The 14,378-nt window shown below is 52.8% G+C and carries 6 protein-coding genes; 5 read left to right on the top strand and 1 reads right to left on the bottom strand.

Translation table 11 applies throughout. From position 1 onward, the window contains the following. Positions 1–150: 150 nt before the first annotated feature. A complete protein-coding gene (locus tag CLV60_RS02600; RefSeq protein ID WP_106593802.1) occupies positions 151–714 on the bottom strand; it encodes a hypothetical protein in 564 nt (187 codons plus the stop codon). A 203-nt stretch (positions 715–917) separates the two neighbouring features. On the opposite strand from CLV60_RS02600, the gene CLV60_RS02605 reads away from it, so the two are divergent. The 5 genes from CLV60_RS02605 to CLV60_RS02625 all read left to right on the top strand — a co-directional run bounded on the left by CLV60_RS02605 (position 918) and on the right by CLV60_RS02625 (position 14,347). Beyond that, positions 918–3,287 (top strand): right-handed parallel beta-helix repeat-containing protein, encoded by a 2,370-nt coding sequence (locus CLV60_RS02605; protein ID WP_106593803.1) that lies wholly within the window; start codon positions 918–920, stop codon positions 3,285–3,287. Positions 3,288–3,389: 102 nt separating this feature from the next. After that, positions 3,390–7,616 (top strand): two-component regulator propeller domain-containing protein, encoded by a 4,227-nt coding sequence (locus CLV60_RS02610; RefSeq protein WP_229210781.1) that lies wholly within the window; start codon positions 3,390–3,392, stop codon positions 7,614–7,616. A gap of 248 nt (positions 7,617–7,864) precedes the next feature. After that, on the top strand, positions 7,865–11,014 hold the full coding sequence (locus CLV60_RS02615) for a SusC/RagA family TonB-linked outer membrane protein (RefSeq protein WP_229210782.1): 3,150 nt from the start codon (positions 7,865–7,867) through the stop codon (positions 11,012–11,014). Between the two features lie 17 nt (positions 11,015–11,031). Then, entirely contained in the window at positions 11,032–12,711 is a 1,680-nt protein-coding gene (locus CLV60_RS02620; protein ID WP_170118701.1) for a RagB/SusD family nutrient uptake outer membrane protein, read from the top strand. Positions 12,712–12,781: 70 nt separating this feature from the next. Next, the gene (locus tag CLV60_RS02625; RefSeq protein WP_106593806.1) at positions 12,782–14,347 is read left to right on the top strand and encodes a glycoside hydrolase; all 1,566 of its coding nucleotides are present in this window, start codon (positions 12,782–12,784) and stop codon (positions 14,345–14,347) included. The last annotated feature ends 31 nt before the right edge of the window (positions 14,348–14,378 follow it).

A 14,378-nucleotide genomic window follows, 5' to 3' on the forward strand; every position in this document is an offset into this window, starting at 1 on the left:
GAACGACAAAGGGCACCTCGTATCAGAGGTGCCCTTTGTCGTTCTGGTTTGATCTTATACCCGGAAGGGCTTAGATCACGATAATGTCTAGTTTCATATCAGATTGAGTTTTAATCTTAATGCCTTAAAAGTAATGTAATGATACGGTTTTCAATTTACAATTTCAAATGTGTTCCCAGACTTGAAAGTACCTTCCTTGATATCATGTTTTGAATATGTTCTTACAAATACGCTTCCTAAGCCGGTGAGTTCATGTTTACAGATTACTCTTAGTTCGACGATGTGATGTTCATTTTCGTTAAGTATAGTCAAAATGTCGTCGGTGGTTAGAAACCAAAGTGCATATTCGGATTTTTCGCCAATTCGGTATGGTGCTACATAGTTATAGTGATCTTTTACCAGCGCCAGCGGGGCAGTCCGATGATTCGTTTTCCCCTCCGGACCGGTCATAGGAATCTTTTGAGTGACTTCCACACGAAGGTCAAATGCCCTGAACAGCGATCTGTTGATGATTTTGAAGCAATACCATTTGTTGGATCGACCGCCGTACGATTTGACATGTGTTGCAATCTGACGGCCTATTTTGATCCGGGGACGAAATAAAAACAGGAGCGCAAAAAGAAAGGAAAAGGAAGTAATGAAGCCCGAAAGGATATCGGCGATAAACGATTGGCAAAAGACTCTCTGCTCTAAAAAGATAAGTGCTTCGTTCATAAGTCAGGTTGATGAAAGTTCTGAAAAGTGATAAATTAATCCGGGTAACAAGGTTTAGATATAAGGCTCGCTACGGAAGTTCTTATTCGGTCATTTAGCCATCGGTGGGTATTAATGAGTTTTCGTCTTAGGTAGATATCAGCCGATCGATTGCTTTGTTACGTGTGATTTGTAAAGAATAGCAGAACATTTTCCCGCTCTTTATGACCTTATTTAGAAGTCGTGTTGGTAGATTCCTTATTGCCAGCCTGATAACCGTCGTGTCGTACACGGTATTTACCGGCCCGTCGTTCGCCGCGGACATTTACATTGCACCGGATGGCAACGATCGAAACCCGGGATCACGGGAGAGGCCGCTTGCAACACTGGAAGCTGCTCGTAACAAAGTACGTGGAATGCGTGGGGCGGTTACCGTATTTCTGCGGAAGGGTACATATATGCTCTCCAAGCCATTGGTTTTCGGGCCGGAGGATTCCCGGAGTGATGGGCAGACGCTTACTTTCAAGTCGTACCCGGGTGAAAAAGTTACCATCAGCGGGGCGGCAGTAGTGGCGGTGAAATGGCAGGAATACAAAGGGAATGTGAAAAAAGCGGCGATTACTGGCGACTACATTTTCGATCAGCTTTTTATCGCAAAGAAAAAGCTGCATATGGCGCGCTACCCGAATTTCGACCCGGCGGCGAGCCATTTTGGCGGGTATTCAGCGGATGTGCTGTCTGCGGCCAAGATCAACTCCTGGAAGAAACCGGAGGGCGCTTTCATTCATGCAATGCACAAGCACGAATGGGGCGATTACCATTACCGCGTGACGGGTAAAAGCACCGATACCACCCTGGCACTCGAAGGAGGCTACCAGAATAACCGCCAAATGGGCATGCATGATAAATACCGCTTCATCGAAAACGTGCTGGAAGAACTCGACGCACCCGACGAATGGTATTATGATGCCGGCTCGCGTACGCTTTATGCATACGCGCCGGATGCGCCCGTGGTGCTCACGCCGCAGATCAGGCACTTGTTCGAATTCCGCGGTTCGGCGGAAAAACCGGTGCGGAATATCCATATCGAAGGGCTCGAACTCACGCATACGCTTCGGACTTTCATGGAGACGCGGGAGCCGCTGCTCCGCAGCGACTGGGCTATTTACCGTGGAGGGGCGGTCATATTGGAGGGCACTGAAAACTGCGCCATCCGGAAATGCCATTTCAACGCAACAGGCGGTAATGGCGTCTTTTTCAGCAATTACAACCGGGGCGGTGAAGTGTCGGGCTGCCATTTCGACGAAACCGGCGCCAGCGCGGTTTGCTTTGTGGGCGATCCTGCCGCAGTACGTTCGCCGAGTTTTGAATACAACCAATCGGTGCCTTACGACCGGATGGACAAGACGCCCGGCCCGAAAACTACCAATTACCCGGCTCAATGCAGGGTTTACGACAACCTGATGCACGGCCTGGGGCGTGTGGAGAAGCAGATTGCGGGTGTGGAGATTTCGATGAGTATGGATATTACCGTGAGCCATAACACGATTTATAACATCCCGCGTGCGGGCATTAATGTGAGCGAGGGCACGTGGGGCGGGCATGTGATCGAATTCAATGACGTATTTGATACCGTGCTCGAAACGGGTGATCACGGATCGTTCAACTCCTGGGGCCGCGACCGTTTCTGGCATCCGGTGCGCGAAAAGATGGATAGCCTGGCGGCTGCGCATCCCGAGCTGATCCTGCTCGACGCCGGTAAGGCGATTATTATCCGCAATAACCGCTTTCGCTGCGATCACGGCTGGGATATCGACCTCGATGACGGAAGTTCCAATTATCACATTTACAATAATTTATGCCTGAATGGCGGCTTGAAGCTGCGTGAAGGTTTCCAGCGGGTGGTGGAGAACAATATTATGGTCAACAACTCCTTCCATCCGCATGTATGGTTTGCCCAAAGCGGGGATGTGTTCCGGAAAAACATCGTGACCAAGCCTTACGCGCCCATCCGTGTGAATGAATGGGGCAAGGAAGTGGATTACAACCTCTTCCCCGACGAGCAGGCATTGGAAAAGGCCCGTCAGAGTGGTACCGATGCCCATAGCCTGGCCGGTGATCCGATGTTTGAGGATGCTGCAAAAGGAGACTACCGGGTAAAACCAGGCAGCCCAGCATTGAAAATCGGGTTTGTGAATTTTCCAATGGACCAGTTCGGCGTCGTTTCGCCTGAGTTGAAAAGCCTGGCTGCGCACGTGCCATCGCCGGTGATTAAAAATGTCGCGGATGGCAAGACGGCATCCGAAACGGCATGGCTGGGCGGCAAGCTGCGGAACGTCAGCGGGCTGGGGGATCGCTCGGCATATGGGTTACCGGATGAAAAGGGCGTGGTGGTGGAAGCGGCACCGGAAAACAGCATTCTCGCCCGTGCAGGAATGAAGCCGGGAGATGTGATCCGCGTCCTGAACCACCGGGATATCGCCAATGTGACGGAGCTGATGGATGTTTTTCAGGAGATCAACTGGATGGGCGAAGGAGAGGTGGCATTTTTCAGGAACCAGGCTATGCAGAAGTTGAAGGTATCCTTTAAATAGTCGCCGCCGATTCTGCTATATTTGAAGTTCCGCCTGTGAAAAACGGGACGGTAATGGACCTCTTCGTTCGGAAATATGTCAGAAAAGCGGGTTATGCGGGTGATGAAACGCATATTTTCAAATCTACTAACACTTTGCCTGTGCTGCGCGACCCTGGCAGGGTATGCTGTGGACAATGCCGCGGGGCGGGTGCTGCGCTACTCGATCCGCGAAGGGTTGTCGTTTGGCGTGGTGAACAGCATTGCCCAGGATAAGGACGGCCTGATGTGGTTCGCAACGGGCGACGGCGTGAGCCGGTTTGACGGTACCGCGTTCAAAAATTTCAAATACGACCGTAACGACCCGCATAGTTTACCGGGGAATTATGTCAAATCCATCGTTCGGGATAAAAATGGCACGATCTGGGTTTCCTCCCGCGATGGGATCGCCGAATTTGTGCCGGCCAGCCAACATTTTAACCGGTACAAGCCATTTCAAAATAAAAGTGGTGTCGGAAACGATGTGAGCGACATCAGCCAGGGACAGGGCGACCGCCTCTGGCTTGCCCTGAATGGCTCCGGTTTTGCGTCATTCAACACCAAAACCCACCAATTTACACCCCATAACCAGCAAACGCTGCCCGGGCTTTTTACGAATGCGATCCTGAATGTGTTTGAGGATTCGCAGGGAATGCTCTGGCTCGGCTCGCGCGATAGCGGGATCGAGGTTTGGAAATACGACGCTACCGGTAAATTGGTGAAGGCTGGGATGGACACGGGCAACGTGCCGGAGTCGCGCATCAATGCCATTTACGAAGACCATCTACGGAATGTGTGGATCGCATCCTCCCGGGGACTGATCCTCTTCAAAAGGGCCGAAAACCGGTTTTATGATTTGCATATCAATACATTCCATCACAGCGACATCTACCTTTCGCTCATTGAAGACCGGCAGCAGAACTTGCTGATCGGTGTGCAGGATGGCGGGGTCTACCGCCTCGCATTGTCACAAATGGCGGTACGCCCGCCCGACGCGCTCGTTTTTGAGCAAGTGCGCGACAAGGACAATAAGGGCATTACGCAGCGCTCCGTGCAATCGCTTTACATCGATAAGGACCGCAATGTGTGGCTCGGCACCTACGGCGAGGGCACGTACCTGATCAGCGCCATCCCCGAAAAATTCAGGAAGTTTGAACAGAAAACCATTGATTCCCGCGCCGAAAGCTATTTGCGTTACTATGGAATGTGCGCTGACAAGGACGGTAATCTCTGGATCGGTACGGATGGAGACGGTATTTATAAAACAACCGCGTCCGGCGAAGCATTGAAGCATTATGCTCCTTCCGCCCAGCCCGGTCGGTTGCCTGACGGGGCCGTTATTGCCGCGCACCGCGACCGTCAGGACCGGTTATGGTTTGGGACCTATTCCAAAGGGCTGGTCAGGTACGATCCCGCCACGGACGGCTTCAAGCGCTACGCGGCGGATCCGTCGGACCCGCATTCGTTGGGTAAAAACGATGTGCGGGTGATTTACCAGGACCGGCGCAGGAATATCTGGGTAGGAACGAACGGCGGCGGACTGAGCCTGCTCGATGAGCGGACGGGCAAGTTCCGCAATTTCATCCCATCCAACAGTTCGATCAATGCGAATGACGTCCGGGCCATTACGGAGGATCAATATGGTAACCTCTGGATCGGTACTTACGGTGGCGGGCTCAATTACCTCAATACCCGCACCATGCAGTTTGTTCCATGGTTTAATGCGGCCGGTAAAGAACCCTATTTGTCGAACAGGATTGTTTTCTCCTTATATATGGATAGCCTCGACCGCCTGTGGATCGGATCGGAGGGAAACGGGCTGCTATTGTTCGATACAAGGGCGAAAAAAGTACGTTTTTTTGATGAAAAGCGTGGTCTGGCCAGCAATGTGATCAACGCGATCCAGCCTGAGAGCCAGGATAAAATATGGATAAGCACCAATAAAGGATTGTCACGGATCGACGCAAAAACGGGTTCGATCGAGAATTTTGATACCAGTCACGGACTGCAAGGCGGGCAGTTCAATCCGGGATCCGCATTATTGAATGCTGAAAGCGGCCTCATGAGCTTCGGCGGGACAGAGGGCTGGAACCTCTTCGACCCGAAACAGGTGCGGGCGTCGCGCTACCAGCCGAAGGTGATGATCAGCGGCATCAGGATATTTGGTAAGGACAAGGAAAATGAAGTGATATCGCTGTTTGAATACCTCGGTAAGCAGCGGCGGTTTTCGATCAAACCCGACCAGCCCGTTTTTTCGATCGACTACACGGCATTGAACTACGCATACCCGGAGCTTACGCGCTACGCGTATATGCTCGAAGGACTCGACAAGGACTGGAACTACGTGGAAAATGAGCGCTCGGCGACATACCGTTACCTGCCGTCGGGGAACTATGAATTTAAGGTGAAGGTAGCCAATCAGGACGGCATTTGGTTTGAAGACCATGCTTCGCTGCCGATCCGCGTTATGCCGCCGTGGTACCAGAGCTGGTGGGCCTATTTGCTCTACATCCTGACGATCGGGCTCGTGCTGTACTACTACCAGCAATACAAACTGGGGCAGGAAAAAATGAAGTATGAGGTGCAGCTCGCACACATGGAGACGCGTCAGCAAATGGAGCTCAATGAGAAGAAGCTGTCCTTTTTCACGAACGTGTCGCACGAGTTCCGGACACCGCTTACATTGATTATCAATCCAATACGGGAGATGATGCAAGGCGCCAACGAGACGTTGGCTGCATCGGGGGGCACCGTCGGGACGACGGCCCCAAGTGTTTCGTCGGCGACTACCACCAACATGCACATCATTTACCGCAATGCCAAGCGCCTGCTCAGCCTCGTCGACCAGCTGCTGCTCTTCCGTAAGGCAGACCAGCAGACCGACCAGCTCAAACCGGCCGCGCATAACTTCCAGCAACTGGTTACCGAGGTATTCCAATGCTTTCTGCACCAGGCGGAACAAAAGCACATTCACTACGAGCTGACATTACCTGAAACCGAACTGGAAGTGGTATGTGACTGGGAAAAGATGGAAATTGCTGTCTTTAACCTCATTTCCAATGCTTTGAAGTTCACGCCCGAGCAGGGGGCAGTCCATGTAAAAGTCCTCGACCTCGGCGATCAGATTGAAATTACCGTGAGTGATACCGGCCCGGGGATTCCGGGGGACGCAGGCGAGGATATTTTCAAGGTTTTTCATCAGTATGCCGACCGCCGGGTTACGGCCAAGGGTGGCTTTGGGATTGGTTTGTATCTGTCCAAAACATTTGTAGAGAACCATTTCGGCCAGTTGCGGTACGAATCGGAGCTGGACGAGGGCACTACCTTTCACGTTTTACTCTGGAAAGCGCATCCTGAGCTCGTTTCTTACGCCCGCGGAAGCGAAACGCGGGGATCGGTGTTGCTCGAAGAGCTTTCCGAAGGGGTAATGCCGGTGAAAGCGCCTGCATTTCCCGACTGGCAAAGCGAGCTGCTCGATATGAAGGAGCCTTCGACCGAGAGCCATACGATGCTGGTGGTCGACGACGACCCGGAAATCAGGCTGTACCTCGGTTCCATTTTCTCGGGAAAGTACAAAATGTTTGATGCTGGAAGCGGGGAGGAGGGGCTGGAACTCGTTCGGAAGCATTTACCCGATATTGTGATCAGCGATGTGATGATGGGCGGCACTTCCGGCATTGAATTATGCCGCCAGATGAAGCTCGATATGGCGTTAAGCCACATCCCGGTAATCCTGCTGACGGCCAGCACCTCGCAGGATGTGCGCCTGAAAGGCATCGAGGGCGGGGCCGACGATTACATCAGCAAGCCGTTCGATAAGGACATTCTCGTAGCAAGGGTTGCGTCGATTCTCCGTAACCGCAACGATTTGCAAAGGTATTTTTACAATGAAATCACCCTGCAAACCAGTGATTTCAAGATTTCAGTCGAGTACAAGGAGTTCCTGACCGAGTGTATCCGCATTGTAGAAAACCACATTACCGATCCTGGTTTTAATGTGAAGGTACTCGCTGCGGAGATCGGAATGAGCCATTCTACGCTCTACAACCGCATTAAATCGATTTCCGGCCAGTCGGCGACGAGTTTTGTGCGGTTCATACGCCTGCGCAAGGCGGCTCAGCTGCTCATCACCACCGACATTACGATCAGCGAAACGGCATTCAGCGTCGGCATCAACGATATCCGGTATTTCCGGGAGCATTTCCAGAAACTGTTCGGCATGAAGCCTTCGGATTATGTGAAAAAATTCAGAAAGCCGTTCCACGAGCGCAGCACGATTGATAAGGACCTTTTCCGGAAAAAGTCCGTGTAAGCGGCCGGTTTATTGGAGTATCCCCAGCTTTTCATGCCTGATTCCAACAGAATCGGGCATTTTTTGTGAATTCACCCCCTCTTTAATGCGAAAATGTCCCCCTATGGCCGGGTTGAAATAGTCCTACTTTTGATTGATCAATTTATAAAAGCGGCGAGCGGCAGCTCCGGTTTATGACTAAATCAAGATGAGCGCCCCTGCTGCTTCTGTGAATTGATCGGCTCCAATTATTCAACTTTTACAGCTGTATGAAAAAAACTTTTTACAGAGGTGACGGGCCAGCGTTTCGAATGGCCCCACGTGTAGACATCCGCGCCGCCTTCCAGGTGACGTGTTTTTTGCTGCTCTTCGCCTTAACCTCCCTTTCAGCGTTTGCGCAGGGCACTTTTAACGTGAAAGGCACGGTCACTTCCGAAACGGGCGAAGGCCTGCCCGGTGCGAGCGTGATCCTGAAAGGCACTTCCACCGGTACTACTACCGACGTGGACGGCAAGTATTCGCTCAATCTGCCGGACGGCAACGGTACGCTGGTGTTTACGTACATCGGTTATCTGAACCAGGAAATCGTGGTAGGTAGCCGTTCCCAGCTGGACGTGAAACTCGCGCCAAACGATAAAACCCTGGACGAGATCGTGGTGGTGGGTTATGGTACACAGAAAAAAGCCACATTGACGGGCTCGGTATCAGAAGTGAAAGGGGCGGACATTGTGAAAAGCCCGCAGCCTAACCTTTCCAACTCCCTCGCGGGCCGTTTTTCGGGCTTCGTAGCCAACAACCGTGGCGGTGAGCCGGGTTATGACGGTTCGAGTTACACCGTGCGCGGTTTTGCGACGACGGGTAATAACGACGTACTCATTGTTGTGGACGGTATCCCTGGACAGGTGGGAGGGCTCGACCGCCTCGATCCCAATGATATCGAGAGCATTTCGATCCTGAAAGACGCTTCGGCGGCAGTTTACGGAAGCCGCGCGGCTAACGGGGTAATCCTTGTTACGACCAAACGCGGTACCACAGGTAAGCCGGTCATTTCTTACAGCTTCAACCAGGGCTTTTCGTCGGCTACACGCCTGCCCAAGCTCGCTGATTCGCCTACGTATGCGACGATCATGAACGAGATCGATTACTATAACAACCCGTCGGGCGGGATGAACCAGCATTATTCGGCGGATGAAATCGAGAAGTTCCGCAACGGTTCCGATCCTTTGAACTACCCGAATACCGACTGGCAGAAGGAAGCGCTCAAAAACTTCGCATTGCAGAACCAGCATAATCTGGCGATCAACGGTGGTACGGACAACGTGAAGTACTATGTGTCGCTGGGGACGATTTACCAGGATGGTTTGTACAAAAATGGTGCGACTAAATACAAGCAGTACAATTTCCGTTCGAACATCGACGCCAACGTAACCAAGGATTTCAAAGTAAGTCTCGGGCTTTCAGGCCGTCAGGAAAACCGCGCATTCCCGATTTCTTCGGCAGGAAACACCTTCCGCTCGATTTACCGGGCTTATCCGACGGTGATCGCGCAATATCCCAACGGCTATTACTCGACCGGCGTTGAGAACCAGAACCCCGTAGTGCTGGGAACCAATATGGGCGGTACCGTGAGTAACCCGACTTCCATTTTCAACGGTATCCTGCGTGCGAGCTACAACCTGCCGTTTGTGGACGGCCTTTCGGTAGATGGTTTTTATTCGGTGGATAAATCGTTCAACTTCTCGAAGTCGTTCAGCACGCCTTACACGCTTTACAACTACAACAAGACCACCGGCGCTTACACGGGCGTTGTTACCGGCGGCTCGGCAGGTGCGGCTTCGATTGACCAGTCGCAGCTCAATATCACCAACATCACCCAAAACCTTCGTTTGAACTACCTCAAAACGCTTGGTAAACACAATATCAATGCATTTGTGGCCTACGAGCAGAACAAGCGCAACGAGGCCAAATTCGGTGCGACGCGGATCAATTTCCCGACTTCTTCCACACCTGAACTGTCGCAAGGCGGTGCGGCCGCAACCGACAAGAACAACTCGGGTAGCAGCTACAACTTCACCCGCCGCAGCTACATCGGTCGTTTGGCATATAACTACAATGAGAAATACCTGGCCGAGGTGCAGGCGCGTGTGGACGGTTCGTCGGTTTTCCCGAAAGGCAAGCAATATGGTTTCTTCCCATCGGTTTCGGCCGGTTACCGCATTTCGGAAGAAGATTGGTTCAAAAACAGCGTCAATTTCATCGACGACCTGAAATTCCGTGCTTCCTACGGAACATTGGGTAACGACAACGTGGGCCAGTTCCAGTTTTACAACAACTACTCGTTCGTGAACCAGTATGTGCTGGGCAGCAATGTGATATCGTCGGGTATCGATCTTACCAAGCTCGCCAACCCGAATATTACCTGGGAAACTTCCAAGAAATTGGATATTGGTTTGAATGCGGTGTTCCTGAAAAACTTCAATATCGAGGTGATCTATTTCAATCAGAAAAGATCGGATATCCTCGCGGCGAGAAATGCCTCTATCCCCAATACTTCGGGTATCGTAAACCCTTACAAAACCAACGACAATACGCCGCTGGTACCGGACGAGAACCTTGGAAAAGTGAACAACACCGGGGTGGAAGCGACATTGGGCTACAACCACAACGGCAAGTTCCGCTACAACATTTCAGGAAACATTACCTATGCTAAAAGCAAGGTGATTTTCATCGACGAAGCGCCGGGCGCATTGGATTACCAGCGTCAGACGGGCGGGCCGCTTTATACCAACCTGCTGTACAATACCCTCGGGATTTTCCGTTCGCAGGCCGACCTCGATGCGTACCCGCACGTACAAGGTGCGCAGCCGGGCGACCTGATCCTCGAAGATTACAACAAAGACGGCAAGATCACCGCCGACGACCAGGTGCGCAGCAAATACGGCAACGTGCCTTTGCTGACCTACGGTTTGACGTTCAACGCAGGTTACGATGCATTCGACCTGGCAGTGGTATTCTCCGGACAGGGCATGGTGAGCCAGTATGTATTGCCTGAATCGGGCCAGGTTGGAAACTTTTACAGCAGCTGGGCCGACAACCGTTGGAGCCCAAGCAATCCTGACGGCTCCTACCCGCGCGTGGACACCCGTGCTTCGTCATCGATCAACGGTGGTTTGTATGCCAATAATTTCTGGCTGAACAATTCGTCGTTCGTCCGCTTGAAAAACGTGGAACTGGGCTACACACTGCCTAAGGACGCTTTGACAAGGCTGAAAATTTCCTCGCTGCGTGTTTATGCGAGCGCATTCAACCTGTTTACGATCACCGGCGTGAAAGATTACGATCCGGAAGGTAACAACCCAAGCGGCCAGTTCTATCCGCAACAGCGCATCCTGAACCTGGGCCTCAACATCAAATTTTAATGGAAATCATGATTAACATGAAAATAAAGAGCTTCACATTACCAGCCCTGGCCGCGGCGATGATGCTTTCGCTGTCTGCGTGCGACCAGAATTTCCTGGACGTCGTGCCCACCGACCGTGTGTCCGATGCCTCCATTCTCTCCGATTCCGTGCTTTTTGAAGCGTACGTTACCAACCGCTACATGGGTGTTCGCCTGACCGACAAGGAAGCGGAAGGAACATTGCCCGGCTTTGGCCGCGGGTTCGAATACGCGATGTGGTCGTCGGTTACGGATGAATCCATTTACAATAACGACGACAATACCTGGCTGATCCAGCGGGGACAAATCGCGCCGGAGAATACCGGTATCGCCGGTACTTTCTGGGGCCGCAGCTACCGGAGCATTCGTGAAATCAATTACGCTCTGGCGAATATCGAGGCCGTGCCGATGAGCGCCGGTCGACGCAACCGGTTGAAAGGCGAACTGCAGTTCATCCGCGCGTTCCGCTACCACGATTTGCTGCGTAACTATGGTAAAGTGGTGCTGTTGGGCGATAAAGTTTATGAAGTAAGCGACGACCTCACAAGCCCCGAGCTTTTCCAGCGGGCGGAGATCAAAGCCGGGCTGGACTACGCCATCGCTCAGCTTGACGAAGCGGCCGCATTGCTGCCTGCATCGAACGACAATAATACCTGGAAGCTGGGCCGTGCTACCAAAGGCGCCGCGTTGGCGTTGAAGGCACGTCTGGCGCTTTACGCTGCCAGCCCGCTTTACAATGCCGGTACCTGGCAACAGGCAGCCGCAGCAGCGAAAGCGGTGATGGATTTGAACAAATACAGCCTCTACACGGGCGGTTACGGCAATCTTTTCACGACTACCGACAACCAGGAGATCATTTTCGGTCGCTTGTACGCGGTGGGCGCACGCCACGTTTGTCTTGAAATCTCCAATGGCCCGAACGGCTACAATGCATGGGGCGGCAACGTGCCGACGCAGAACCTCGTGGACGACTACGAAATGATGGACGGTACGCGCATTGGCGACGCGAACACCAGCTTTGACGCGAAAAATCCATACAAAAACCGCGACCCGCGTTTTTATGCTACCATTTTGTACAATGGGGCGCCCTACCGCGGCAGCACCGTGGAGACGTTCACGCCGGGCGGGAAGGACAGCAAAGACGGCCCTTCCAACTGGAATACCTCCAAGACCGGTTATTACCTGAAAAAATTCATGAATGATAACCTGCCGATCGATAACCCGTGGGATGTGGCGGGTACTCAAACCTGGATTTACTTCCGCTACGCCGAGATATTGCTGAACTACGCCGAGGCACAAAACGAAGCTTCCGGCCCGGACGCGACCGTGTATGCGGCTGTGAATGCGATCCGCCAGCGCACGGGCGTAGGGATGCCTGCGTTGCCTGCGGGCCTCACACAGGCGCAGATGCGCGAACGTATCCGTAATGAGCGCCGCGTCGAGCTGGCATTCGAGGAGCACCGCTTCTACGATGTGCGCCGCTGGAAAATTGCAGGCACTGTCGAAAATACACCTGCCTATGGCGTGGAAGTAGGCAAGAGCGGCAGCACGTTTACCTATACCCGTAAGGAAGCGCTTACCGGCCGTGCATTTGCAGATAAGCAATACTGGCTGCCGATCCCGCGTACCGAGATCCAGGCTTCGAACAACCAGCTCGAACAAAATCCTGGTTATTAATGCATTCTTCGCTCCCGGTGCCTCAGTCGCCGGGAGTTCTTTTTCTATCCATTCCCTGACAGACCATTTCATGCAAAACTCTCAACACCTGGGAACACTGTTCCTTGGGCTCCTCATGGCCACGTCCATGGGCTGCAACGGCGGCGAGCCTGTTACCGAAACTGTCGTCCCGGCTACCGGCCAGACTGTGACGATCCGCATCGACCCGTCGAAAAAGTATCAGACCATCCGAAATTTCGGCGGTTCCGACGCCTGGGCCTGCCAGTTTGCGGGCAATTGGCCATTAGCGAAGAAAAACGGCATCGCCGATCTGCTTTTCAGTACCGATACCCTGGCCGATGGGCATTTGAAGGGCATCGGGCTGTCGCTCTGGCGGTTTAACGCGGGCGGAGGTACCGCCGAGCAGGGCGATGCCAGCGGTATCCGCGACGAATGGCGGCGTGCGGAATCTTTTTTCGCGGCAGACGGCGGCTATGACTGGAACAAACAAGCCGGGCAAATGTGGTTTCTGAACGCAGCCAAAGAACGGGGCGTCAAGGAATTCCTGCTTTTCCCGAATACGCCGCCGGTGCAGTTCACGACCAACGGGAAAGGCTTTGCGACCAACGGCCAGCCGAATCTCGCTTCGCAGCAATTTGATAAGTTCGCGGGTTACCTGGCCGACGTGATCGACGGCGTCCGCAAGAAAACAGGCATTACATTCCAGTATGTAAGCCCGGCGAACGAGCCGCAGTGGGATTGGAGCGACGGAGGGCAGGAGGGGACACCTTATTTCAACAACCAGTTGGCAGCCATTACCCGCTCGCTGAGCGCCGCGCTGTTGAAGAAAAACCTGTCTACCCAAATCAATATCGCGGAAGCCGGGCAAATCGAGTACCTCTATTCGGAGCATAACCGTCCGGGGCGCGCGAGCCAGATTTCCGCGTTTTTTGACAAAAACAGTGCCGACTACATTGGTAACCTGTCTAATGTGATCCCGGCGATCTCGGGGCACAGCTATTTTACAAATGCCCCCTATAAAACCGCGGTCGAGAAACGGAAGCAACTCGCCAATGGTGTGGCGGCGGTACCAGGACTTGAATACTGGCAGACCGAATATTGCATTCTTGGCGATAATGAGGGCGAGATAAAGGGAGAAGGGCGCGATCTGGGCATCACATCGGGACTGTTCATTGCAAGGGTGATCCATAGCGACCTCGCGATTGCCAATGCGACTTCCTGGCATTGGTGGCTTTCGGTTTCTCCTTATGATTACAAGGATGGTTTGGTTTACATCGATATGAACAAAACCGACGGCAATTTCCAGTCGTCCAAGATGCTCTGGGCGCTCGGCAATTTCAGTCGTTTCGTACGCCCCGGCGCGAGGCGTGTGGAGGCTTCCAGCAGCCTTGGTACCGACGGCTTACTGGTTTCTTCCTATCAAAATACCAATAATGAGCTGGTAACGGTGATCGTAAACAGCGATAGCGAGGAGCGGGAAGTTCAGCTTTCAATCGGGTCGGGGTTGAAGCCGGGCGCGGCAAAAGCCTATGAAACTTCCGCGCAGAGTGATTTGGAGCCTGTGAAGTTCAGCGGCTCGGAAGGGAAGTTTTTGGTAAAAGGCCGCAGCATTGTAACGGTGGTTAACAAGATGTAATCCAGCAGCATTACGTAACGGGCGGGTTGGT

Source organism: Dyadobacter jiangsuensis, from assembly GCF_003014695.1.
In the GTDB taxonomy this organism is placed as follows: Bacteria; Bacteroidota; Bacteroidia; order Cytophagales; family Spirosomataceae; genus Dyadobacter; species Dyadobacter jiangsuensis.

Coding starts and splice junctions, on each gene's coding strand:
- CLV60_RS02610 (WP_229210781.1), top strand. CDS start 3,390: ATGAAACGCATATTTTCAAATCTACTAACACTTTGCCTGTGCTGCGCG.
- CLV60_RS02625 (WP_106593806.1), top strand. CDS start 12,782: ATGCAAAACTCTCAACACCTGGGAACACTGTTCCTTGGGCTCCTCATG.
- CLV60_RS02615 (WP_229210782.1), top strand. CDS start 7,865: ATGAAAAAAACTTTTTACAGAGGTGACGGGCCAGCGTTTCGAATGGCC.
- CLV60_RS02620 (WP_170118701.1), top strand. CDS start 11,032: ATGAAAATAAAGAGCTTCACATTACCAGCCCTGGCCGCGGCGATGATG.
- CLV60_RS02600 (WP_106593802.1), bottom strand. CDS start 714: ATGAACGAAGCACTTATCTTTTTAGAGCAGAGAGTCTTTTGCCAATCG.
- CLV60_RS02605 (WP_106593803.1), top strand. CDS start 918: ATGACCTTATTTAGAAGTCGTGTTGGTAGATTCCTTATTGCCAGCCTG.